The sequence below is a fragment of the Burkholderia sp. AU6039 genome (assembly GCF_002223365.1).
GTDB lineage: Bacteria > Pseudomonadota > Gammaproteobacteria > Burkholderiales > Burkholderiaceae > Burkholderia.
In genome coordinates, this window is record NZ_NKFK01000007.1 from 409,523 (window position 1) to 433,522 (window position 24,000).

Annotated in this window: 21 protein-coding genes; 5 read left to right on the plus strand and 16 right to left on the minus strand. The window is 64.1% G+C overall.

Features of this window, described 5'->3' with window-relative positions:
- Positions 1-173: 173 nt before the first annotated feature.
- From CFB39_RS34035 to CFB39_RS34080, 10 genes are all read right to left on the minus strand, one after another.
- The gene (locus CFB39_RS34035; RefSeq protein WP_089476264.1) at positions 174-1,088 is read right to left on the minus strand and encodes a LysR substrate-binding domain-containing protein; all 915 of its coding nucleotides are present in this window, start codon (positions 1,086-1,088) and stop codon (positions 174-176) included.
- A gap of 245 nt (positions 1,089-1,333) precedes the next feature.
- Positions 1,334-1,654 (minus strand): high-potential iron-sulfur protein, encoded by a 321-nt coding sequence (locus CFB39_RS34040; protein WP_089476265.1) that lies wholly within the window; start codon positions 1,652-1,654, stop codon positions 1,334-1,336.
- A 141-nt stretch (positions 1,655-1,795) separates the two neighbouring features.
- Entirely contained in the window at positions 1,796-2,137 is a 342-nt protein-coding gene (locus CFB39_RS34045; protein WP_089429792.1) for a cytochrome C oxidase subunit IV family protein, read from the minus strand.
- A 7-nt stretch (positions 2,138-2,144) separates the two neighbouring features.
- A complete protein-coding gene (locus tag CFB39_RS34050) occupies positions 2,145-2,864 on the minus strand; it encodes a heme-copper oxidase subunit III family protein (RefSeq protein WP_089476266.1) in 720 nt (239 codons plus the stop codon).
- The gene (locus tag CFB39_RS34055; protein WP_089476267.1) at positions 2,861-3,472 is read right to left on the minus strand and encodes a cytochrome c oxidase subunit 3; all 612 of its coding nucleotides are present in this window, start codon (positions 3,470-3,472) and stop codon (positions 2,861-2,863) included. Before CFB39_RS34055 ends, CFB39_RS34050 begins: the two co-directional genes overlap by 4 nt.
- A complete protein-coding gene (gene ctaD / locus CFB39_RS34060; RefSeq protein ID WP_089476268.1) occupies positions 3,469-5,229 on the minus strand; it encodes a cytochrome c oxidase subunit I in 1,761 nt (586 codons plus the stop codon). The genes CFB39_RS34055 and ctaD overlap by 4 nt, the downstream gene beginning before the upstream one ends.
- 31 nt (positions 5,230-5,260) lie before the next feature.
- Positions 5,261-6,409: a c-type cytochrome gene (locus CFB39_RS34065; protein ID WP_089476269.1), complete on the minus strand. Its 1,149-nt coding sequence runs from the start codon at positions 6,407-6,409 to the stop codon at positions 5,261-5,263.
- Between the two features lie 104 nt (positions 6,410-6,513).
- Complete coding sequence (locus CFB39_RS34070; protein ID WP_089429797.1) at positions 6,514-7,029, minus strand: hypothetical protein; 516 nt, start codon at positions 7,027-7,029, stop codon at positions 6,514-6,516.
- A 216-nt stretch (positions 7,030-7,245) separates the two neighbouring features.
- Positions 7,246-7,755 carry a DUF1269 domain-containing protein gene (locus tag CFB39_RS34075; RefSeq protein ID WP_089429798.1) on the minus strand — a complete coding sequence of 170 codons (510 nt, stop codon included), beginning with the start codon at positions 7,753-7,755 and terminating at the stop codon, positions 7,246-7,248.
- Positions 7,756-7,965: 210 nt separating this feature from the next.
- Complete coding sequence (locus CFB39_RS34080; RefSeq protein ID WP_011350052.1) at positions 7,966-8,181, minus strand: DUF3820 family protein; 216 nt, start codon at positions 8,179-8,181, stop codon at positions 7,966-7,968.
- Positions 8,182-8,304: 123 nt separating this feature from the next.
- Between CFB39_RS34080 and CFB39_RS34085 the strand changes: the two genes are divergently transcribed.
- A complete protein-coding gene (locus tag CFB39_RS34085) occupies positions 8,305-8,493 on the plus strand; it encodes a hypothetical protein (protein ID WP_069250279.1) in 189 nt (62 codons plus the stop codon).
- 270 nt (positions 8,494-8,763) lie between these two features.
- Here CFB39_RS34085 and CFB39_RS34090 read toward each other — a convergent pair whose 3' ends face one another.
- Together CFB39_RS34090 and CFB39_RS34095 are read right to left on the minus strand one after the other, a co-directional pair.
- Positions 8,764-9,105, minus strand: a complete 342-nt coding sequence (locus tag CFB39_RS34090) for a hypothetical protein (protein ID WP_089429799.1) — start codon at positions 9,103-9,105, stop codon at positions 8,764-8,766.
- A gap of 244 nt (positions 9,106-9,349) precedes the next feature.
- A complete protein-coding gene (locus CFB39_RS34095) occupies positions 9,350-10,216 on the minus strand; it encodes a LysR family transcriptional regulator (protein ID WP_089476270.1) in 867 nt (288 codons plus the stop codon).
- A 179-nt stretch (positions 10,217-10,395) separates the two neighbouring features.
- Between CFB39_RS34095 and CFB39_RS34100 the strand changes: the two genes are divergently transcribed.
- The 3 genes from CFB39_RS34100 (at position 10,396) to CFB39_RS34110 (ending at position 13,259) form a co-directional block, all read left to right on the plus strand.
- Complete coding sequence (locus tag CFB39_RS34100; protein ID WP_089476525.1) at positions 10,396-11,394, plus strand: NAD(P)H-quinone oxidoreductase; 999 nt, start codon at positions 10,396-10,398, stop codon at positions 11,392-11,394.
- Positions 11,395-11,440: 46 nt separating this feature from the next.
- A complete protein-coding gene (locus CFB39_RS34105) occupies positions 11,441-12,088 on the plus strand; it encodes a flavin reductase family protein (RefSeq protein ID WP_069249689.1) in 648 nt (215 codons plus the stop codon).
- Positions 12,089-12,455: 367 nt separating this feature from the next.
- Complete coding sequence (locus CFB39_RS34110) at positions 12,456-13,259, plus strand: hypothetical protein (RefSeq protein WP_089476271.1); 804 nt, start codon at positions 12,456-12,458, stop codon at positions 13,257-13,259.
- Positions 13,260-13,567: 308 nt separating this feature from the next.
- Here CFB39_RS34110 and CFB39_RS34120 read toward each other — a convergent pair whose 3' ends face one another.
- A complete protein-coding gene (locus CFB39_RS34120; protein ID WP_089476526.1) occupies positions 13,568-14,596 on the minus strand; it encodes a methionine synthase in 1,029 nt (342 codons plus the stop codon).
- A 26-nt stretch (positions 14,597-14,622) separates the two neighbouring features.
- The gene (locus tag CFB39_RS34125) at positions 14,623-15,645 is read right to left on the minus strand and encodes a DUF1852 domain-containing protein (protein ID WP_373452762.1); all 1,023 of its coding nucleotides are present in this window, start codon (positions 15,643-15,645) and stop codon (positions 14,623-14,625) included.
- Positions 15,646-15,879: 234 nt separating this feature from the next.
- Between CFB39_RS34125 and CFB39_RS34130 the strand changes: the two genes are divergently transcribed.
- Positions 15,880-16,788, plus strand: coding sequence for a LysR family transcriptional regulator (locus CFB39_RS34130; protein ID WP_089476528.1), 909 nt, complete (start codon positions 15,880-15,882; stop codon positions 16,786-16,788).
- A gap of 410 nt (positions 16,789-17,198) precedes the next feature.
- Here the strand turns inward: CFB39_RS34130 and CFB39_RS34135 are convergent, their stop codons facing one another.
- Together CFB39_RS34135 and CFB39_RS39840 are read right to left on the minus strand one after the other, a co-directional pair.
- Complete coding sequence (locus CFB39_RS34135) at positions 17,199-17,861, minus strand: OmpA family protein (protein ID WP_089476272.1); 663 nt, start codon at positions 17,859-17,861, stop codon at positions 17,199-17,201.
- Positions 17,862-17,977: 116 nt separating this feature from the next.
- A complete protein-coding gene (locus CFB39_RS39840) occupies positions 17,978-22,834 on the minus strand; it encodes a YadA-like family protein (protein WP_144030359.1) in 4,857 nt (1,618 codons plus the stop codon).
- Between the last annotated feature and the right edge of the window lie 1,166 nt (positions 22,835-24,000).

Genomic DNA, 24,000 nt, shown 5'->3' on the forward strand with positions numbered 1-24,000 from the left:
CCGTGGTGGCACCCGGCCGCCGGAAGGCAGGCCGCCGCTGCGATGCAGGCAGCGCGACGCGGGTCACGCATCACATCTGCCGTTGGAACGAATGGTAGGGACCGTCGATAAAACCGTGATGCCGGTGCGACATGGCGGTATGCGAGCGCCGCATAAGGCGGGAAAACCCTGACTCAGCCGAGCTGGGAAGGCGCCGCGCGCAGGTGCTGCCAGAGCGTGTCCAGGAATTCACTCCGATTGGACACGTCGCGATATACGCGCAGTTCGACGTCGAGGTTCCACGCCGCCGGCCCGGCCGGCACGAGTTCGCCGGCGGCCAGTTCCGCCGCGATCGCGCTCCGGGGCAGCCACGCGACACCCTCGCCTTCCATCACGAGTTTCTTCAGCACCTCGGCCATGTCGGATTCGTAGTGCAGTTGCAAGGCCGGCGCATCCGGTGCGCGACCGAGCAGCAGCGCGAGGCATCGCCCGAAGTAGCTGGTTTCCGTATAGGAAATCAGCGGCAGCGGATGCTGCTTCGTCCCGGGAAGACGAAAGGCCGGCGCCGATCGACGGTTGGGCCTGCATGCCGGCATCAACGTATCGAGGCCCACGGTCAGGTGCTCATACTTCGCCGGGTCGAGATGGAGCGGCAGTTCCGGATGGTGATACGCAAACATGAGCTCGCAATTGCCGTTGACGAGCATCAGGATCGAATCATGGACATTGGTCGGAATCACGCGCGCCCGCACTTCGCCGAAATGCGGCGCGAGCGCCTTGAGCCAGACCGGCAGGAAACTCAGCGCGATCGTGTGGCCCGCGGCGATCTGCAGGCTCTTGCCGGCGATCCGCTGCTCGGTGCGGATGATGGCGCGCGTGTCGAACAGGCGGCTGAGCACATCCTCGGCCGTCTCGCGGAACAGGCGGCCCGCCGGCGTCAGCACCGGCGGAAAGCTGCTGCGATCGATCAGTTCGGCCCCGATCCACTGTTCGAGCGACTGGATGCGGCGGCTGAAACCCGACTGCGTGACGTTGCGGAACTCCGCTGCCCGGGAAAAGCTTTGATACTGAGCGAGGGCGAGGAAATCCTCGATCCATTTGATTTCCATGGTGGCCTTGGAGGATCGCGGTGGGATCGGCCTGCGCGTCACCGAAGTCAGGGTGACGCGCAGGCCGGCGGACGCTCACATTGTATGTGCTCGATCCGGCGCATCGCGTCGGCGTTCGCCATGGCGCCCGTGGCCGATCCGGACGTCGTCGTTCTGCATGCTCGCTGACGGGACGATATTCGCGGGCGACAACCCCGGCGACAACGGCGTTTCGGTTGCACGGCCGCCAGCCCATCCCTGCCTGGCTACGCCTTCTTCGTATAACTGTTGCACCAGCCTTTCGCATTGACCTGCTTGCCGCCGAAAATCGCGCACGCCCCCGTCGTGGCGCCGGCCTTGCCCTGGAAGAACTGGCAATTCGCACAGGCGTCACCCGCGTGGAATTTCGGGTACTTCGCATGATCGACGCGGCCGGCATCCGCCTTGTAGCCGAGCGCCTGGGCATTGGCATCGGTTTCCTGCACAACACCGGCACCGGCATCCGCCGCCGTCGCGCGGCGTCCAACGGCGAGCGCCGAGGCCAGCACGGTGCTGACTGCAATGAAACGCCGACGTGAAAATTTCATGGAATCCTCCCTTCAGGTTTGCGTGAACGGATGTCCGGAATGCGCCGTTCCCGGATGACGCGACGCCGTCCGCTCCGAAACAGCGCCCGTCGATCGCGTGCGCATCGCGCCCATCACGCCGACGCACGCTCGACGACGGAATCAGCGAAAGAACAGCTCACGCATCCCGAACGTGTGATGCGCTTCCGCCGCCATCAGCACCATGAGCACGAGCAGGCACAGCGGCGGGATCAGGATCGCGTACACGAGCGCCAGCCGCTCCCACATCATGTGCATGAAGATCGACACGATCAGCCCGGCCTTCGCGATCATCAGCACGACGATCAGCACCCAGCGCATCAGGCCCTGCACGTTGAAGTAGTCGACCAGGTACGACAACGTGCTCAGCACGAACAGCAGGCCCCAGATCTTCAGGTAGAGGCCGATCGGATGCTGCTGGCCGTGCGCGGCGTCGGGTCGATCGGCGGGATCGGTGTGCTCCATGGCTGCCTCACCACAAATAGAACAGCGCGAAGATGAACACCCACACCAGATCGACGAAGTGCCAGTACAGCCCGGCGATCTCGACGATCTGGAAGTTGCCGTGTTCGGCGAATCCCGGCTGCAGGATCTTGCGCGCGATCAGCAGCAGGTAGATCACGCCGCAGGTCACGTGAAAGCCGTGGAACCCGGTGATCGTGAAGAAGCACGCGCCGAACTGCGCCGCGCCGAGCGGATTGCCCCACGGGCGGATGCCTTCACGAAAGATCAGGTTGCTCCATTCGAACGCCTGCAGCGACACGAAGATCGCGCCCAGCAGCGCGGTCGTCAGCAACAACGCGGCAGCCGGCCGTGCGTTGCGCCGGTAGCCGAAGTTGACGGCCATCGCCATCGTGCCGCTGCTGCTGATCAGCGTGAACGTCATGATCGCAATCAGCAGCAACGGCACTTCCACGCCGCCCACGCTGAGCCCGAACACTTTCGCGGTGTCGGGCCACGGTGCGGTGGTCGACATGCGCACCGTCATGTAGCCGATCAGGAAGCTGCTGAAGACGAAGGTGTCCGACAGCAGGAAGATCCACATCATCGCCTTGCCCCACGGCACCCTGAAGGCTTCGCGGTCGGACGACCAGTCGGTGACGATGCCGCGCCAGCCGTCGGGCCGCGCGTCGGCGGGCGGCATCGCGGACGATTCGGCAGCGGATTCGCTGTGGGCCGTCGGCGCGGTCATGGCGCGGCTCCGTATAGCGGCCCGCAGACGGCGGCGACGATCCCGGGGGTCAGCCACTGCATTGCCGCCAGCAGCACGAGCCAGACCGCGAGCAGGAAATGCCAGTAGCGCGCGCATAGCGCGACGGCCCGTTGGGCCCGGAACGGGTCCGCGCGCCGGAGTTGCGCGATCGTCACGCCCCACGCCGCCAGCCCGCCCAGCACATGCAATCCGTGCAGGCCGGTGAGCAGGTAGAGGAAGCTGTTGGACGGATTGACGGTGACGGTCTCCCCGGCTGCCGACAGCATCTGCCACGCAACCAGTTGCCCGATCACGAACACGGCCGCCAGCACGCCGCCGGCTACCAGCCACATCGTGCGGTACGGGCCTATCCGCCGGGCGCGTTGCATCGCGATGCTGGCCAGCGCCAGCGCGCCGGTATTCCACCACAGCAGCGCTGGATGCGGGATCGGCTGCCAGTCGGGTTCGCGCATGCGCATCGCATAGGCGAACAGCAGCAGTGAGAACAGCGTCGTCGCCACCGCCATGAACACGGTCAGGCCGGTGCGGCCCGCATTCGGCAGGCCGGGTGGCGCATCGGGAACGAAGGGGCGCGGCAGCGTGGTCATTCGTGTGCCTCGCCCGGGTGCAGCGTCGGATGGGCCGCCTTGGGTTCAGACGCCGTCGCCGGCGGCTGATTCTGCGGCACGAAGTCTTCCTCCTGCCCCGGCGGACTGTATTCGTATGCCCAGCGGTAGACGACGGGAAGCGTCGGCCCCCAGTTGCCGTGCACGGGCGGCGTTTGCGGCGTCTGCCATTCGAGCGTGGTGGCCCGCCACGGGTTGCCGTCCGCACGCCGGCCGTGGCGGAGGCTCCACGCGAGGTTGAACAGGAACAGCAGCTGCGCCGCCGCGACGATCAGCGCGACGATCGTGATGAACGTGTTGAGCGTCTGCGCCGAATGCGGAATGAAGCTGTAGCCCTGATACGCGTAATACCGCCGCGGCATCCCCAGGATGCCGAGATAGTGCATCGGGAAATAGATCGCATAGGTGCCGACGAAGGTGATCCAGAAGTGCGCGCGTCCGAGCGTGTCGTCGAGCAGGCGGCCCGTCACCTTCGGGTACCAGTGATACAGGCCGCCGAACACCACGAGGATCGGCGACACGGCCATCACCATATGGAAGTGCGCGACCACGAAGTACGTGTTCGACAGCGGGATGTCCACGCTCACGTTGCCGAGGTACAGCCCGGTCAGCCCGCCCAGCACGAAGGTGCTGACGAAGGCGATCGCGAACAGCATCGGCACGGTCAGGTGGATATCGCCGCGCCACAGCGTCAGCACCCAGTTGTAGACCTTGAGGGCGGTCGGGACGGCGATGATGAGCGTCGTGGTGGCGAAGAAGAAGCCGAAGTACGGATTCATGCCGGCGATGAACATGTGGTGCGCCCAGACCACGAAGCTCAGCGCGCCGATGATCACGATCGCCCACACCATCATCCGGTAGCCGAAGATGCTCTTGCGCGCGTGCGTGCTGATGAGATCCGACGCGATGCCGAAGGCCGGCAGCGCGACGATGTAGACCTCCGGGTGCCCGAAGAACCAGAACAGGTGCTGGAACAGCAGCGGGCTGCCGCCGGCGTGCTTGAGCGTCTGCCCCATCGACACCACGGCCGGGATGAAGAAACTGGTGCCGAGCGTCCGGTCGAACAGCATCATCACCGCCGACACGAACAGCGCCGGAAACGCCAGCAGCGCCATGATGGTCGCGATGAAGATGCCCCACACCGTGAGCGGCATGCGCATCAGCGTCATGCCGCGCGTGCGTGCCTGCAGCGTGGTGGTCACGTAGTTCAGGCCACCCATCGTGGCCGCGACGATGAAGATCGCCAGCGACACGAGCATCAGCACGATGCCCCATTCCACGCCCGGCGTGCCTGGCAGGATCGCCTGCGGCGGATACAGCGTCCAGCCCGCGCCGGTCGGCCCGCCCGGCACGAAGAAGCTCGCCACCAGCACCAGCACGGCCAGCAGGTAGACCCAGTAGCTCAGCATGTTGAGAAACGGGAACACCATGTCGCGCGCGCCGAGCATCAGCGGGATCAGGTAGTTGCCGAAGCCGCCCAGGAAGAGCGCCGTCAGCAGGTAGATCACCATGATCATCCCGTGCATCGTGACGAACTGGTAGTAGTGGTTCGCGTCGATGAACGCGAACTTGCCCGGATAGCCGAGCTGCAGCCGCATCAGGTCCGACAGGACGAGGCCGACCAGGCCGATCGCGATGGCCGTCAGCGCGTACTGCACGGCGATGACCTTGTGGTCCTGGCTCCACACATAGCGGGTCCAGAAGCTGTGCGGGACGTGGTCGGTGTGCGCGTAGGTCATGGCGTGTGCTCCGTCTGCTTCGTCCGTTCCGCTAGGGCTGGGCCGCGGTGCTGGCGGCCGTCCCGCCTTGCGCCTTGATGTAGGCCACCAGCGCGCTCAGTTCCTGCTCGCTCAGGTCGAAGTGCGGCATGATCGGCGAGAAGCCCTTCACGACGCGGGCCGTCGGGTTGCGGATGAACGCGCGCAGATAGGCTTCGTCCACCTTCGCGGTGCTGCCGTCGGCCATCGTTTCGGTCTTGCCGTACAGGCCCTTCCAGGTCGGGCCCACGAGCGGGCTGCCGTCCACGGTATGGCAGGCGACGCAGCCCTTGGCCGCCGCGAGCGTCTTGCCCAGGTTGGCCAGCGCCTGCGCGCTGCCGCCCGCGGTGGCGGGTGCGGCCTGCACGTGGGCCATCTGCTGCTGCGCGAACGTGGTCTGCTGCGCCAGCCAGCGCGAGAACGCGGCTTCGTCTTCCACCACCACCACGCCGCGCATGCCGGAATGCCCGATTCCGCAGAGCTGCGCGCACAGGATGTCGTAGCGCCCTGCCTGGGTCGGCGTGAACCAGAAGGTGGTCACCATGCCCGGCACCATGTTCATGCGTGCCCGGAACGGCGGAACGTAGAAGTCGTGCAGCACGTCGCGCGACCGGGTCAGGACCTGGACCGGCCGGTTGAGCGGCAAGTGCACCTCGGGACTGTCGATCAGGTAGTTGTCACGGCCGTTCGGGTCGGCGGGGTTCAGGCCGAACGGGTTGTCGTTGCTGATGTAGCGCACGTCGGTCGTGCCCAGCTTGCCGCCGGGCCCGGCGAAGCGGAAACGCCATTGCCATTGCTGGCCGAGCACCTCCATCTGCAGCGCGTTGCGCGGCGGCCGGATGTAGTCCGCGTAGACGAACAGGCCCGGCGCCAGCAGCGCCGCCACGCCGACGATGGTCAGGCCGATCAGCCACCATTCCAGTTTCCGGTTGTGCGGTTCGTAGGCCGCACGGTGCCCGCTACGGTGGCGATAGCGCACCAGGGCGACCACGATGAACAGGTTGATGGCGATGAAGAATGCGCCGGTGATGACGAGCGTGATCGTCAGCATGTCGTCCATGCGCACCCAGTTCGACGCGATCGGCGTGATCCACCACGGACTGGCAAAGTGAAACCCCACCGCCAACAGGATGATCAGGACCAGGGCAATCGCAAGGGCCATAGGCCGCCTCGCTGCATCTCACTCACCGGCACCGCCGACACCGGGTTCCGTGTCTCCCGCGGGCGCCGCGTGTTCAAGCGCGGCGCGGCGGGAAACGCGATGGGTCAGTCGTCCACGTTCTGCTTGCGCAATCGCTCCAGCCTGCCGTAGGTGATGGCCGCCACCACGCCGAACAACAGGTTGGCCAGCAAGGGCCCGGAACCGCGCTCGGAGACGAACCACGGGAACACGGCCGTCATCACGTAGAAGTTCCACCCATACGCGACGATCCCGAACGCCAGCCCGATCGCGGCTTCCATGCCCACGCTCGAATCGAGGCGGAAAGGCGCCATGATCGCGGCGAGCATCATCCCCATGATCGCGCCGAGCACGTAGTGCAGCAGCAGCGCCATCGCCACGATTTCGAGGTTGAATTGCGTCATCTGGCCGAGCGCGCTGCGGCCCATCACCATCGCCGCGATCTTGTGGGTCGGTTGCCACGGGCTCGAGCCGAGCACCAGGGTCGACCAGACGAATTCCAGCGCGATCACCAGCGCGCCGCCCGCGAGACCGGCCACGGCAGCGGCGACCCAGTCGGGCGTACGCCGCTCCCAATGGTGCGATTGAATGTGCAGTTCCATACGACCTCCTTGCCGACCGTTCGACGTCGGCACTTCGGTTCCGAAGGCGTCACGCGCGTCGGACCCGCGTCTCCTGCGCGATTCGGGATGGCGGACAGGGGTGCCTGCGCAACGTGCGAACGACCCGCTCCACGCGCGGCCCGCGGTCGCGGTCGTGCACTCGACGCAACGCGTCGATGCCCCCGGATGTCGGGCAGGCCGGCTTGCTGTCGCGCGTCAGGGGAAGATCGGTGACGTCGGTTCGGCGCCTTCCAGGTCCGCCTTTGGAAAATGCTGGGCGACCATTTCTTCGATTTCCTGCTCTCGCAATGCCGGCACGTCGGCCATGATCAGGATCTGGCCTGCCTGGATCGCCTCGCGAAATCGCTGGAGTCGCGCGTTCGGCTCGGCGATGCCGATCATCGCGGCGGTCCACGCCCCGAATCCCGCGCCGGCCAGCGTCAAGCCGACGACGGCGCCGCCCGCGATCACGAGCTCCGCCGGAGGAAAGACGAGCGCGACGAGGCCGATCAGCGCACCGGCCGCGCCGCCGAGCGCGACGCCGCGCTCGAGCGCATGCACGACATCGCTGCTTTGCAGCAACGATGCTTCGGGCAACTGATCGAGTGTGACGCTGTGGTCGGCGAGAACGTGGATATGGCGCCAGACGATGCGTGCGCGCAATAGATCGTCGACGATGGCCTTCGCCATCTGGGTATCGGGTACGAGGAAATAAAGGCGTCTCATGTTGGCACCCCTTTTCTTGCCATCAACGCGTCCACAAGGGACTGTTTTCTATTCTATGTCAGCATCGGCGACACGCCAGGTGCATGCGGGCCACGGACGGGGTCGCATGCGAGCATTCGCCCCGCGTGGCAGGTGGGGTTGAAACACGGTGGTAGTTGTCGATCACGGACGACCGATGCGGGGGCCCGGGACATTCGCCCCCGATTGGCGCTATCCGCGTTTGCGCAACGGCGCCAGCAAGTCCCGCAGGCCGTTGTGGTCGATCTCGTGCATCAGCGCGAGCTGTCGCCCGATTTCTCCACGCGGAAACCCTTCGCGCGCCAGCCAATTGAGGTAAGGCCCGGGCAGGTCGGCAATCAGCCGGCCCTTGTATTTCCCGAAGGGCATGGTGACGGTGACGAGGTGTTCGAGGTCTGGATTTTGCATGCGGGTATTGTGCCCGGCTTTTCGGTCCTTTCGCAGATCTCGCGAAAAGGACTCAGCGAACCACCTGCACCCCTTTTCTCGCCTGCTAGACTGGAATTCCCCCTGCACACGATGGAGGGAATCATGTTGTCCGTCTACGTCGTGAAGACCGGCGAGCAGTTCCTCTGCACCGCCGAGGATGGCGATATCGGCATGGCACCGGCGGTTGAGGATGCCACGTCGTTTGGTTCGTATGAGGAAGCAGAAAAGGCCGCGCACGTGCATGCCGACCCCGGATACGAAATCGTGGCCGTCTGTGTGATCAGACACTGACTAGGCGCCCGCTGTCGGGCGCCGCGCGACGAGATGCGGCTCGCCATTCCGCCGGCACCATGCGACATGGGGTGGCGCGCTGGGCCGTGCCCGGAATTGCCTGGCAACGGATGGATGGCGTGTCGGGGGTCTCACGCTGGGATCGCCGCGCGCGTCCGCAACTCCACCGTGTACGCTCCGACGCAGCGCGCGTTTCCTGAAACGCCCGGCATCCGGCGCACACTCCTCGTATACGGCGCTGCGGGAATTCGGAGCGTCGCTGCTCCGCTGTTATCGTCTGGGCCCTTTCATGCCCTCCGACTCCATGGCCGCATGCCACTCCTCATTCGCCTCGATGGGGTCCATCTCGTCGTCGACGGAGGCCGTCGCGCGCTCGGCGGCCGCTCTGGCCTCGTCTGCCGGGGACGCAAAATCACCGTCGCCATCACGATCGCCATCGCCGTCACCGTCGCCCGGGGGCTGCAGCATGTCCTTGAGCATCGCGCTCAGCTCCGGCGTGTCCCATGGCAGCCCACGCCGAGTCCGATCCTTGATGTAGTGCCTCACCTCCGCGTCCTGCTCCACGGTCAGCGGCAGCCCTCGGAAGGTGCTTTGGGGGCCAGCGTCGATCATCGCATTCTCCTGCTTCTAGGGCATTTTCAGTGTACTCGCCATTGCGAGCCCGTGAGCAATGATTACGGCGCGCTTGCGGCGGATCAAACGTGTGGGGGCGACGGGCGCGCGGCCGCCCATTTCAGGCACCCGCCTGCAATGGGTCGATACCGATGAAAGTTTCGCGAGATTTCGCGACCCGCTTATCCGGTAGTTCAGGGGGAAGAAGTGACAACCTCCACTGCCACAAGCAGCGTATTCGCTGCTATCCGCCGAACGCAACGACGATCTCTTCGATCGTCACGCGGATGCGCGCCGTATGCCGCAGATCCTGATGCGTGACGAGCCAAACCTCATACGACGCGTCGTTTGTACGGTCCGGCCAGATCCGCACAAGGCCGTCTCGTTCGCCCATCGGCACGGGTATCTCGCTGATGCCGAGCCCTGCCTTGAGTGCCGCGCGCAACGTCAGGTTCGTGTTCAGCCGTGCGACGATGCGGCCGTCCGTCAGCGGTTCCCCGACGAACGCCGGCACCCGCGCCTTGGCGAAATACGGCTGGTAGACGACGAGATCATGCCCGGCGAACCGCTCGCCCGGCACCGGTTCGCCATGGCGCCGCACATAGTCGGGCGACGCGAACAATCCCACTTCCCAGCGCGCCAGACGGCGGGCGAGCAGATCCGGATTTCGGGGCTTGACGGTCCGGATCGCGATGTCGGCTTCGCGCTTCGCGAGATTGAGGAGCAGGCTCGTCGTGTCGAGCATCACCGATACGTCCGGATGCTTCGCATGCAGGCGCTCGAGGGCCGGCATCACGAACTCGTGGGCCAGCGCATCCGTCGTCGATAGCTTCACCTCGCCGGCGAGCCGCTTGTCCACGCCTTGCGTGTGGCGCACGAGATCGTGTGCGGATTGCTCCATCGCCTCGGCTGCACGGATCGCGATCCTGCCGACCGGCGTGAGGTCATAGCCGTTCGACGTACGCAGGAACAGCGTCGCGCCGAGCGCGTGCTCGAGCGCCGCAAGCCTGCGGCCCACCGTGGCCTGATCGATGTCGAGCGCGCGGGCGGCGGCCCGCAAGGTCCTTTCCCGATGGAGCGCGACGAAGATGCGCGCGTCGTCCCAGTTCATGTCGCCCCCGGCGTGATGCAAATTTGCATCATACGTCCAGCAATTCTCTGCACGTCAAACACAGGCCGCGCGATTACACTTTTTTCAACCGATGCGGCGGGTCGCTCGAATCCGCGGCGCATCCGGCATTTTAAAAGGATGAAGTCGTGTCACACGAAACGAAAGGCATTCCCGCGGCGATGACCGCGATCGACATTACGCGGCCGGGCGGCCCGGATGTGCTGGCACCCGTGCAGCGTCCTGTTCCCGCACCGGCCGACGACGAAGTGCTGATCCGCATTCATGCGGCCGGCGTGAACGGTCCTGACGTGCTGCAGCGCAAAGGGTTGTACGATCCGCCACCGGGCGCGTCGGACATTCCCGGGCCCGAAGTCGCGGGCAAAATCGTGTCGGTCGGGCGCGACGTGACCCGGTTCGCGGTCGGCGATCTCGTCTGCGCGCTGGTGCCGGGGGGCGGCTATGCGGAGTACGCCGTCGCGCACGAGAGCAACACGCTCGCGGTTCCCGATGGTCTCACGATGGTCGAGGCGGCCGCGATCCCCGAAACCTTTCTGACGGTATGGCTGAACCTGTTCCAGCGCGGCAAGTTCAAGGCTGGCGAAAGCGTGCTGATCCATGGCGGCGCATCGGGGATCGGCACCACGGCGACGATGCTCGCGAAGGCGTTCGGCGCCTCGAAGATCATCACGACGGTCGGCTCCGACGCGCACCGCACCGCAAGCATCGCGCTCGGTGCCGATGTCGCGGTTGACTACCGCAACGAGGATTTCGTCGAGGAAGTCATGCGCGCGACGGATGGGCGCGGCGTCGACGTGGTCGTCGATATCGTCGCCGGTGATTACGTCGCGCGGAATTACGCGGCGGCCGCGATGAACGGCCGCATCGTGCAGATCGGCGTGATCAAGGGGCCCGCGCCAGCACTCGACCTGTTCCCGATGCTGGCGAAGCGCCTCATGCACATCGGCTCGACGCTGCGCTCGCGCACGCACGAGGAAAAGGCGGAGCTGATCGAGGATCTCAAGCGATCGGTGTGGCCGCACATCCGGCGTGGCGCGGTGAAGCCCGTGATCCATCGGACCTTCGATCTCGACGATGCGCGCGGCGCGCATACTCTGATGGACTCGGGCACGCATATCGGCAAGATCGTGCTGACGACCCGGGCGGCAGGCATAGACTGACGCGCAGCTCCGGCCACCTGACATGACTCACTCTCCGATCAAAACCATGACTGATGCACGCTACCACTACTACGAACCGTCACAAGGCCATGGATTGCCGCACGATCCATTTAATTCGATTGTCGGTCCAAGGCCCGTCGGATGGATTTCCACGCGCGGCAGCAACGGCATGCTGAATCTCGCGCCATACAGCTTTTTCAACGCCTTCAACTATCATCCGCCGATCATCGGCTTCTCGAGCATCGACGCGAAGGACAGTCTACGCAACGTGCAAGAAACGGGGGAATTCGTGTGGAACCTCACCACACGCGATCTCGCCGAAAAGATGAATGCAACGTGCGCAATGGTGCCTTACGAAGTTGACGAGTTTGAAGTGGCCGGGCTGACCCCCGCTCCGTCTCGGCAAGTCGCCGTTCCACGCGTGGCAGAGAGCGGTGTCAACTTCGAATGCAAGCTCACCGATGTGATCCAGCTGCGCGATCACAAAGGCACGCCTGTCACCACATGGCTCGTGCTGGGAGAAGTCGTGGCGGTTCACATTCGCCAGGACTTGCTTAAAGACGGCACCTTCGACACCTTCGGCGCAGGCATCATTCTTCGGGCAGGCGGCCCATCGGCCTATGCGCTCGTCGCACCCGAGAGTCGATTCGATATTGGGCGCCCGCCCGGGGCGAATCCCCCCGTCGCACGATGACGGAGGGTGGCGCAGTCGGCTCGTGAAAGGCCGTTGGACCGCGGAAGCGGCCGCTGACTTGTTCCCGGGCAAAGCGGCTATCGACGGTCGAAAGTGCTTGTTCGCCGAGCCTGACAGCAGACGTTCGGTGCAGATCCTCAGCCGAACGTCCGCAAGGCAGCGTCAAGTCGACCGGCCGCGACCAACACGTGAACGCCCGCAAAGGCCGAGCACATGCCGCTCGGCGCAGGCACGGGGCCACCGATATCCGGTTGAACAGCCGTTGAGGCTGCGCGGGCTCCAACGGCGGCAGTGGATCGATTGATCGCCATGTCGTCCACGAAACAATCGACAACTTGGAACTATACTGGGCAACCAGGAGGCTTCCATGACCGATCACGACAGACTGCATCCACTCCGTCCGCTCCTGAAAAACTGGGTTTGGGAGCATGGTCGAATCGGGACTCGCTATCTCGACTGCGTAGATGGCGAAATCAGGTTTGACGAGGGCAAGAAGTCGCATTTCGCGGCCGAGAAATATATCTATGTGCCCCTTGGCAAGGGCGCTGAAGACGATGCATCCGCGGAGGGGCCTGCGATCCACGAGGCTGGACTTGCCCGGTTTTTGCGGGCCGCGCAGCTGGGTACGCCGGAGGACGCCGGTTCTGTGGCGGATGTCCAGCGCGCAGTACAGGACTGCGTGGAGATTGGCCTGTTCAGCGCATATCAATGGGAGGCACGAGAGGCGTTTGCCCGATACGCGCAGGAACCCATGTTCGATGACGAGATCCGCGCGGCGGTTGTCGACGACATCCGGCGTGTTTACGCCGGCATGCGGGAGCAACTGGCACTGTACGATTTCAGTGTGCTCCACGGCTTGCCCACGCCGCTGCTTATCGGCGACACGCCCTTCATCGACTGGCGCGTGCGTGCCAGTCCGGCACTACCGTTTGTATCGCTCCCGCTGGGTCCTTACTGCCTGCTGGTAGGCGCGCCGTCAGGCAGGAAAAGCCGAATCGCCCCGGTCGTCTGGAAGGCCGCTGCCGCGATGGGCCCGTTGAAGGATCACAACCGCCAAATCGAGGAGCAGGCACGTCTGTGGCTGGTGGCGACCACGGACGACCAACTCGTCGCTGCGCAAAGTCGCATTGCCGCGGCCGTCGGCTCCAGGCAAGGGAATGTGAAGCCCTGACCGACGTTCACCTTAAGCAGATCGTCGGCGGTGGCTAAGTGAAAGACCGGCACGTGAAGCCGACCGGTTCGCCATCGACGTGTGACGCAATCACCGTGATACCGGATGCATAGTGGCCGAGCGCTTCGCGAAAGCGCACAGGCTCGATGGCCGTGCTGGAAAGTGACATGGTAGATACCTAACACTGGGTGCGGCTCGGAAAGGTCAAGGCGGTGCATTCCGACAGATTCAGGGAGCCGTTTCAATGCACTCCCTGACATCCACACGGCCTTCAATTCCCGCTCACTACGTCCGACGTCAGTTCGGACCTAGTTCGAGAGTTCCTTGCGGACGATTTCCGCACCCGCGCTCAACGCACTCAGCTTGCCTCTCGCGACTGCACGCGACAACGGCGCCATGCCGCAGTTGGTGCAGGGATAGAGCTTGTCGGCATCCACGAACTGAAGTGCTTTTCGCAACGTACCGGCGACTTCCTCGGGGGTTTCAATGGTATTGGTCGCCACATCGATGGCCCCCACCATCACCTTCTTGCCCCGAATGAGTTCGATCAGATCCATGGGAACGCGCGAGTTGTGACATTCCAGCGAGACCATGTCGATACTGGATTTTTGCAGCTTGGGGAAGGCTTCCTCGTACTGCCGCCACTCCGACCCCAGCGTCTTCTTCCAGTCCGTGTTGGCCTTGATGCCATAGCCATAGCAAATATGCACGGCGGTTTCACACTTGAGACCTTCGATCGCTCTTTCCAGGGTCGCGACGCCCCAATCATTCACCTCGTCGAAGAAGACATTGAATGCGGGCTCATCGAATTGAATGATATCGACGCCGGCAGCCTCCAGTTCCCTGGCTTCCTCGTTCAGGATCTTTGCGAACTCCCAGGCCAGTTTTTCGCGACTCTTGTAATGATCGTCGTACAGCGTATCGATCATCGTCATCGGCCCCGGCAATGCCCATTTGATGGGTTGGCTCGTTTGCCGGCGCAGGAACTTGGCATCGTCAACGAAAACCGGCTTCTGTCTCGCCACCGCATCGACGACCGTCGGCACGCTGGCGTCATAGCGATCGCGAATTCGAACGGTCTTGCGGTTCTCGAAATCAACGCCGCTGAGGTGCTCGATGAACGTGGTCACGAAATGCTGGCGCGTTTGCTCGCCGTCGCTGACGATATCGATGCCCGCGTGTTGCTGCTCTTGCAACGACAGGCGCAAAGCATCCTGTTTGCCCTCGATCAACCCGTCGTCCTGCAATTTCCACGGTGACCAAAGTGTCTCGGGTTGTGCGAGCCACGAAGGTTTAGGCAAACTGCCGGCGGTTGAAGTGGGTAGAAATTTTTTCACGGTAGACGACCTTGTGTTTTTGTTGGTCAAAGCGCGTAGTCCGCAGACCACTGCTCAAGAATGGCCTGGTATGGCTTGATAAATTTCTCTTCGACAAACCTGCCCTGTTCGATAGCCAGCCGACTACGCTCTTCCCGATCGTAAACAATCCGGGTGAGCGAAAAATCCTGATGCTTCAGACTCGGTTGGTAGGATTTTCCTGCCGGAGAATTCGCATTGTAAATTTCGGGCCGGTAAATTTTCTGGAAGGTATCCATCGTGCTGATGGTGCTGATGAGTTCCAGATTGGTGTAATCGCCCAGCAAATCACCGGTAAAATAAAAAGCCAGCGGTGCGACACTATTCGGCGGCATGAAATAGCGCACCTTCATTCCCATTTTTTCGAAATACTCGTCAGTCAAGGAATACTCGTCCTGCCGGTATTCGATACCCAACACGGGATGCCGATTTGCCGTCTGATGATAGGTCTTGCTACTCGAAACGCTCAGGCATATAACGGGCGGTTTCGCGAAATTATCCTTGTAGGCGCTCGACTTCACGAAGGACTTGAACAGATTCCCGTGCAAGTCGCCAAAGTTATCCGGCGTACTGAAGCCGGGCCGATTCTTGTTGTGCTCCAGCAAGACCACACTGAAATCGTAATCCCGCACATAAGAGGAAAAATTATTTCCCGCAATGCCGTCAATGTGTTTGTTGTTTTTCCGATCGAAAATATTCGTCTTCAGTATTTCGATCAAGGGCAGCGCGGCACTGCCCCGCTCTCCGCCGATATTCATTTCGACTGAAATGATTTCAAGCTTGACGGCATAACGATCGCCTTTGGGATTGTCCCAATGCGCCATCGCATTGAAGCGATTGTCAATCATCCTGAAGGTATTGCGCAAATTCTCCTGACGACTCTTTCCTCTGGCGAGGTTCGCAAAATTGGTCGTGATGCGCGTATGGTCGGAAGGCTGATAGTCCTCATCGAAACAGACGCTTTTAATAGCAAATGTAAACTCTTGACTCGTCATGATCTTGCGCCCCGATTTCCGAAATGAAAACTGCATCTGCTCCATGCCTTTCGATGCGGCTCGCTTTTCTTTTCCGACGGACGAATGTGACGTTGGGCCATGGCCGACTGGATATGAATCGATTTCAACCAACCATGAGCGATGCTCACGGTGCGGTGTGTCTGGTTCACATCGGAAGAAAAGTAACTGGCAGCGATGATATAGTTTCCATTGCATGAATAAAAATGGATTTATTTCATGCAAACATTAAATTTGTTCATGGAGTGGTCGATGCTGGATCGCAATCATCTGATGGTCGTGCGGGAAGTGGAGCGGCAGGGCTCGCTCACGGCCGCGGCCGATACGCTCAACCTCACGCAGTCGGCGCTCAGCCATGCGGTGAAGAAGCTGGAGCAGCAGCTCGGTACGCCCGTGTGGACGCGTGAAGGACGTACCATGCGGCTCACGCAGGCCGGACAGTACCTGCTGAGCCTCGCGAACCGGTTGCTGCCGCAATTCGAACTCGCCGAGGAGCGCATGAGGCAGTACGCGCAGGGCGAGCGCGGCACGTTGCGGATCGGCATGGAATGCGCGCCGTGCTATCAATGGCTGCTGAAGGTGGTGTCGCCGTATCTCGCACACTGGCCGGATGTCGATGTCGACGTGAAGCAGCGCTTCCAGTTCGGCGGCATCGGTGCGTTGATCGGCTATGAAATCGACGTGCTCGTCACGCCCGACCCGCTCAAGAAGCCCGAACTGCATTTTGAGCCGGTGTTCGATTACGAGCAGGTGCTGGTGGTTGCCGATGATCACCCGCTGGCCGGAGAAGCGTATGTCACGCCGGAACAGCTGACGCACGAGGTGCTGATCACGTATCCCGTCGAAACGGACCGGCTCGATATCTACACGCAGTTCCTCACGCCCGCGAACAGGGTGCCGAAGCGCCACAAGGTGATCGAGACGACCGACATCATGCTGCAGATGGTGGCGAGCGGCCGTGGCGTGGCGGCGTTGCCTCGCTGGCTCGCGGAAGAATACGCGGGCTGGATGCCGCTTACACCCGTGCAACTTGGAAAGAAGGGGATTGCGAAGCAGATTTTCCTCGGCACGCGCAAGACGGATGACGACGTCGATTATCTTGCGGCGTTTGTAAAGGCTGCGCGGGAGTGGAAATGGGCGGACGCGAAGATGCGAGACTAGTTTTGCAATCGGGACATGAACAAAACTGATTGCTCCCGCAACGGGTCGCTTTCCGCGCCTTCGTGCTTGTCGACCCGCGCTGCAGTCGAACCCGTTTCAGCCGCGCGACCATTGCCGCTCCGCACCTCGGCCGAAGTCTCTCTCATCCCTTTTCACGCAGCGGCACCGGGCATCGCTTGCGCCCCGCGCAGCAACACGTTGGCCGGCGCCGATGAACCCGCGACATCGGCACCGGCAACCGGCCCGCGGGCCGTCGTGCCGCGTCGTCGTCCGCGCGATGGCGGCATCGCGCACGCCCATCGCGACGCGTTGCCTGACTCGACCGCCAGCGTCTCCGAACGGCGCCACAGCCGCAAGCGAGAGCCGTCCGTTCGCGACGGCCACGCCTGCGGCAACCCAGTGGCGACGCCCTACTTCCGCAGCGAGATTTCCACCCGGCGATTGCGCGCCCGCCCTTCGGCGGTCTCGTTCGATGCGGCCGGGTTGGTTTCTCCATGCCCCGTCGCCGCGACCGAATCCGCCTTCAGCCCGTGTTCGCGCAGATACCCCGCGACGGCATCGGCGCGGCGCTTCGACAGGGCCTGGTTGTGTGCATCCGAGCCGGTCGCGTCGGTATAACCGTCCACTTCCACACGCGAGAAGTGCCTGTCGCCCTGCTGGCTCAGCAAACTGTCGAGCGCGGCGGTGGCGGCGGACGTCAGCACGGCGGAGTCGGTCGCGAAGTACGCATCGCCGGTCAGGCTCACCTTCTCGACCGCGGCGGGCGCCGGCGTAGCCGCCGCGGCGACCGGCGCGGGCGCCGCACCGCACTGGAACACCATCGAGTGCGGATCGGCGCCGTCGCGGTACGGCGTCGTGGAATCGACCGTGCGCACGGCCTCGTTGCCGCACATGCGCGTCGCGACCTTCATGCAGGTATGGGCGCTCGACAGGATGCCGTGACAGTCGACACGGAACGTCCGGATGCCGTCGCGGGGCTGAAGTTCGTATGCGTTGTACGTCGGTCCCGATGCGCTCGAACAGGCCGCGAGGGAAACGACGGACGCCAGCAGTGCAAGATGAATGTTTTTCACGTGAGGACTCCGAAAATGCGAGGGGCGCAGCGCGATGGCGCAGCCGCACCCGCGTGCGTTTGCGTTCGACGCGGTCCGCCCCGGCAGTGCGTGCCGGCGCGAACCGCGGCGCGCGATTACTTCCACTGATACAGCATGCCCGCGCCGACGACGCGCTGGCTGCCGGCGAAGCCGCCGTTCAGCGTCGCCTTCAGGTTTTCCGTGACGCGCGCCTGCACGCCGACCGCCATCGCCTTCTGCCCCTGGAACGTCGCCGTACCGACCCCCATCGCGAAGTTCGAGTCGCGGTCCATGTGCGGGATCGACGCCATCGCGGCGGTGGCCGCGATCCCCTCGCGTGCCATCGAATCGGTCTGCTGGATCTGCTGCTGCATCTGCGTGAGCTGGTTGTTGACCGTGTTCAGCGACTGCGTGAACTGGTTCGACACCGCGTTCAGCTGGTTCACGTTCACCGCATCCGTGCCCTGCGTACCGGCCGCGACGTTGACCACCTGGCGCGCCGATTCCGCCGACCCGACCGCGACGACGTTCGAGCGGCCACCGTCGTTGCTGCCCGTGCCGATCGCGGTCGAATTGCTGCCCGACGCCGTCGAGCCCACGCCGAAGGCGGTGGAACCGTTGCCCGATGCGAGCGCATTGTTACCGACCGCCGTGCTGTTCGAGCCCGATGCCACCGCCCCCGACCCACCCGCCGACGAATTCGGGCCGGTCGAGCCCGGCGGCACGTTCGCGCCGTTCGGGTTCGTCGTGTACTGGCCGCCGAGGTTGGTCGTGCGCTGGTCGATCAACGTCGTCAGCTGGTTCGCGACCGAGTCGAGCTGCGATACGTTCACCGCGTCCGTGCCGTTCTTGCCGGCCGCGAGGCCCGTGATCTGCCGGTTGCCGATGTTCACTTCGCCGGCCGACGATTGCGGGCTGCTCAGGCCGTACGCGACGTAGTTCGTCAGCGCGCCGACCGTCGTCAGCGAACCGGCGCCCAATGCGACGCTGTTCGCGAACGTCGCGGACGCACCGGCGCCCAGCGCGAGCGCATCGGTTGCGTTGCCGAGCGCGCCGGAGCCCAGCGCGACGCTGCCCACGCTGACCGCCTTCGCATTCGCGCCTTGCGCGACCGACTGCGCGCCCAGTGCCGTCGCGCCGCTGCCGAGCGCGAGCGCGTCGGCCTGCGCGGCACTCGCCGCCTGCCCGATCGCGACGCCGCCAGGCGCAGTCTGGTCGACGATCGCGCCGTTGCCGATGCCCACGCCGTGGTCGCCGTTGACGACCGTCGTCGGCCCCACCGCGACCGATTCCGCGCCGACGGCGAGCGAGTCGACCGCCGTCGAATTCGCGTGGAAATACTTCTGGCCCGTGACCGCGAACGACTGCAACGCACCGGCCAGCTGCCGCACGGTCACCGCATCCTGCTGCCCGGTGCCGTCCGCGACGTTGGTGATCTGGCGATACGTCTTGCTGGTCGCGTCGCCGACCGATACCGCGCCGAGCAACGTCTGGTCCGTCGTGTTGAACGGGATCGATGCGGTGCCGTTGCGGAGGATGCCCGACGCCGGCGTCGTCGCGCGGTCGGATACCGACCCCGCGCCGAGCGCGATGCTGCCGTCCACCTTCGAGATCGCATTCGGGCCGATCGCGACACTGTCGAGCCCGATCGCCTGGCTGTCCGGCGCGGTCGAGTTCGCGTGGAAATACTTGATGCCGTGCGCGTTGATGTTGTCGATCGCCGAGCCGACGTTGTTGTTGATCGTCGTCGAACCGTCGCTGTTGTACGTCACGTACGACGGGGCCGAAATCGTGCCGGTCGTCGGATCGTAGGTGGCCCCGCCGCCGATCGCGCCCGCCGTGCTGTTGCCGAGGTTGGTGTTGTTGTTGGCGATCGAGCTGAGGCCGGTGGACAGCGAGCCGAGGCCCGTCGACGTCGCGGTGGACAGCGACGTCAGGTTGCTGTTCGTGCTCGACAGCCCGGTGGACAGCGAGCCGACGGTCGTCGAGGTCGACGTCGACAGCGACGCGATCGAGCTCGTCGTCGAGCTGAGGCCGGTGGACAGCGAACCGATGCTCGTCGAGGTCGCGGTCGACAGCGACGTGACGGTGCTGTTCGTCGTGCTCAGGCCGGTGGACAGTGAACCGATGCCCGTCGACGTCGAAGTCGACAGCGACGTGACCGAACTGTTCGTGCTCGACAGGCCGGTGGACAACGAGCTGATGCCCGTCGAGGTCGACGTGGACAGCGACGTCACCGTGCTGTTCGTCGAACTCAGGCCGGTAGACAGCGAGCTGATGCCCGTCGACGTCGAAGTCGACAACGATGTCACCGTGCTGTTCGTCGAACTCAAGCCGGTGGACAGCGAGCTGATGCCCGTCGACGTGGACGTCGACAGCGACGTCACCGAGCTGTTCATCGAACTCAGGCCGGTGGACAGCGAACTGATGCCCGTCGACGTCGAAGTCGACAGCGACGTCACCGTGCTATTGGTCGAACTCAGGCCGGTCGAAGTCGACGTGGACAGTGACGTAATCGCGCTATTGGCCGACGACAACCCGGTCGACGTGGACGTCGACAACGACGTCACGGTGCTGTTGGTCGAACTCAGGCCCGTGGACAGCGACGTGATGCCCGTCGACGTCGACGTGGACAGCGACGTGATCGCGCTATTGGCCGACGACAATCCGGTCGACGTGGAAGTCGACAACGACGTCACCGAGCTGTTGGTCGAACTCAGGCCCGTCGACAGCGAGTTGATGCCAGTCGAGGTCGAAGTCGACAACGAAGTGATCGCGCTATTGGCCGACGACAATCCGGTCGACGTGGAAGTCGACAACGACGTCACCGAGCTGTTGGTCGAACTCAACCCCGTCGACAGCGAGCTGATGCCCGTCGAAGTCGACGTGGAAAGCGACGTGATCGCGCTATTGGCCGACGACAGACCGGTCGACGTGGAGGTCGACAGCGACGTCACCGAGCTGTTGGTCGAACTCAACCCCGTCGAGAGCGAGCCGATGCCCGTCGAAGTCGATGTGGAAAGCGACGTGATCGCGCTATTGGCCGACGACAGGCCGGTCGACGTGGAGGTCGACAGCGACGTCACTGCGCTGTCGGTCGAACTCAAACCTGTGGAAAGCGAGCTGATGCCCGTCGAAGCCGACGTCGAAAGCGACGTGATCGAGCTGTTGGCCGACGACAACCCGGTCGACAGCGACGACACCCCCGTCGACAACGAACTGACGCTCGACGCCGTCGACGTCGACAGCGAATTCACCGCCTGATTCGTCGCATCGAGCTGCGACCCGTTGATCGCATCCGTGCTCGCCGAACTGATGCGCCCGGCCGCGACGTTGGTGATCTGGCGCTCGGTACCCGCTGCACCGACACTGACGACGCTGGTCGGATTCGTGCCCTTGAACGTGTATGTCACACCGCCGATCGTCGCGCTTGCGGTCGGGTTCGGCGCGGCCGTCGTCGAGCCCGACCCGAGCGCGACGTCGCCTGCATTGTTCGCCACGGCCGACGCACCGAACGCCAGCGCACCGGCGGCCGCGGCCGTCGACGTGTTGCCGAGCGCGAGCGAGCCGGTGCCCTGCGCGATGTTCGAATTGCCGATGGCGACCGCACCGTCGCCGTTCGCCGTGTTGTTCGACCCGGCCGTGACCGCACCGGTGCCGATCGCGGTGCTCGGGTCGCCGATCGCCACCGCACCGTTGCCGCTGACCGTCTGGCTCGCGCCGAGCGCCACGGCGCCGGTACCGCCCAGCACCTTCGAGTTGAAGCCGCCGGCGATCGAGCCCAGCCCGGCCGCGGCCGCGACCGAGTTCGAATCGCCGATCGCCACGGTCGACCCCGCCGCCGCGACGCTGTTGATGCCGATGGCCGTCGCATTCGTGGCCGATGCCGTCGCACCGGGCCCCAGGGCGGTCGCCGAGATGCCGGTCGCCAGCGCGCTATTACCGAGCGCGGTCGCGAACTGCTGCGTCGCGCTCGACTGGACGCCCATCGCGATCGAACTGACGCCCGTCGCCTTCGCGCTCGTGCCGAGCGCCATCGAGGTATCGGCGCCGGCCGTCGTGGCCGAACCCAGCGCGATCGAACTGGTGCCGAGCGACTGCGTGCCCGAGCCCGGTACGCCGGCCGTCCCGCCCCAGCCGATCGCGATCGACGACGTGCCCTTCGCACCGCTGTTCACCCCCATCGCCACGCCCGAATTGCCGGAAGCCAGCGCGCCGCTGCCCACGGCAACGGCGGCTGCGCCCGAGCTGGTCGATTGGTTGCCGAGGGACACCGAGCCCGTCAGGTCCGCATGCGATGCATAGCCCAGCGCGACGCTTTGCGCGCCGGCGGCGCTCGCCCCGAGGCCGAGCGCCGCCGCGTACTGGCCGGAAGCCAGCGCATTGTTGCCGAGCCCGATGGCCGACACGCCGGTCGCGGCCGCCCCGCTGCCCATCGCCACCGACCCGCTTTGCGTCGCGCTCGACAGATTGCCGATGGCAACCGAGTAGTCACCCGAACCGATCGCCTGCACGCCCATCGACGCGCTGTTGACGCCGGTCGCCTGTGCATTGATGCCGACGGCCGTCGAACCGTCGGCCATCGCATGTGCGCCGGGGCCAAGCGCCGTGGCCGATACGCCCTGCGCCGTCGACAGGTTGCCCAACGCGGTGGAGTTCGTCTGCGCGGCGCTCGAGCCGACGCCGATCGCGATCGACGAGACGCCGCCGGTGGCCGTGCCGCCATCCGGGTTGTACTGCGCATGCGCACCGGCATGGAACAGCGCGAGATACGCGGACGCCATCAACATGGCGAGCCGCCTGAGCGACGGGGCCGAGGTCGCGCCTGCGCGAACCGCGGCCGCTCCTGCGACGTCACGCTCCGGCGTGCCACGCGACGACGCGACGCGCTTGCCGCGCGCCCGATCAAGCTCCGAAGCCGCAACCCAGGCTCCCAATGCTTCGTTCCAGATCGACTTGAACGTCTTGTTCATCTTGTCTTCCCTCGGTTCTCATGTGCTGGATGACGCAACGGCGAACACGGCGACCAGCGAGAACGTCTTCTACACATTCCCGTCCGTCTCGCGACGCCCCGCCACTCACTTTGGATCACTAACTAAACAGCCGGGTAACGCTGCACGCCACGCGCGATGGGTATCGCGATCACGCAATCGCGCGCCGCGCGTGCCGGTCGGCACGAGGCGACGCGACGATCGCCGGTTATCGAATCATGGAAGCCGACACGGCAAGCCCGGCGGCCCGACGCCGGGCGTGCAGACCAGCCGCGCACGCGCGCGCCATCGCGCCGAACCCGCGACGACCTCGAATCTCATGGGAAAGCGTCATTCAGACGCCGGATGGGCGGAAGCCGGCCCGCACCCGTGGGCGGCCCGCCCTGTTTCATTCAGGAGGAGGATGACGCCGTGCGATCCCCGGGGCTGAAGCATGCGCCACCGGTTCGTGCGAACCGGTGCGTTGGCCTGTCATGCCTGTTGTGCTCATCGTTTTCGTACCCGCCTGATTCGAAAGCGCGCCGCGCGCGACCGTCCCCCGATGGATCGAACCCTCGGACGGCCCACGCGCAGCCACGCACCCCTTCCGTCCGGCCTTCAAACGCATTTCCGGAATCCCGGAACAGCATCGACGACTTGCCGGACGACCCCTGCACCGAATTAATCGATCGAATTTCCTTGATGATTTCGTCTCGACCGGTGCGTCAGGCCCAACCGCATTCCAGAACTCACCGATTTCTCTTATATAGCAACGTATTCGGTGAATAATGAAACCTGCATTACCCTCGTGCCAGTTATTCATTTGCCGACGCGATCCCATATCATGGGATATAACATCGATCAATGTCTCATTGGTATCGCATGCATCGGAATAGAACTTCGGCATGCGATCCACGCGATCCCGACCGTTTGAAAGAACCGATTCCAGCCGCGCCGGGGCTAGTTTGCTGGCATCCGCCGGAACGAACCTTTTCCCGAGCGGAAAAACCCTTTTCCCGAGCAGACGGCATTTACATTCATACATTCCGACGCAAAACATGCTTTCTCGACTAACACGATTCCGACCAAACATCAGAAAAAAATTAATCGCGCAACCCACAATTTCTTCATTCTTTTCACATAGAAGGCATCGACTTCGGAACGCATGT